This window comes from Natrinema pallidum DSM 3751 (genome assembly GCF_000337615.1).
GTDB classification, from domain to species: Archaea; Halobacteriota; Halobacteria; order Halobacteriales; family Natrialbaceae; genus Natrinema; species Natrinema pallidum.
This window is the reverse complement of sequence record NZ_AOII01000057.1, coordinates 1-274: the sequence shown is the minus strand read 5'-3', so window position 1 is coordinate 274 and position 274 is coordinate 1. Positions and strand designations below refer to the sequence as shown.

At 61.7% G+C, this 274-nt stretch carries 1 rRNA gene; it reads left to right on the top strand.

Features of this window, described 5'->3' with window-relative positions:
* Nucleotides 1–68, top strand: a 16S ribosomal RNA gene (locus C487_RS09405); the annotation flags it as partial.
* Between the last annotated feature and the right edge of the window lie 206 nt (nucleotides 69–274).

Here is a 274-nt window from a genome sequence, read left to right as displayed (position 1 = left end):
GGGCTCCGCAAGGGGGCTTAAGTCGTAACAAGGTAGCCGTAGGGGAATCTGCGGCTGGATCACCTCCACAGACCGGGACCAGGCCGTCGCGCCTGGCCCACCTTTGCAGTTCACGTTCGATCGACCAACGTCTGGCCGATCGGGCACCTTTGAACTACCAAGGCTAACATGTCACTCCCTGTCCGCCCCTTGTGGGCGGACGTGGGCCCATAGCTCAGTGGTAGAGTGCCTCCTTTGCAAGGAGGATGCCCAGGGTTCGAATCCCTGTGGGTCC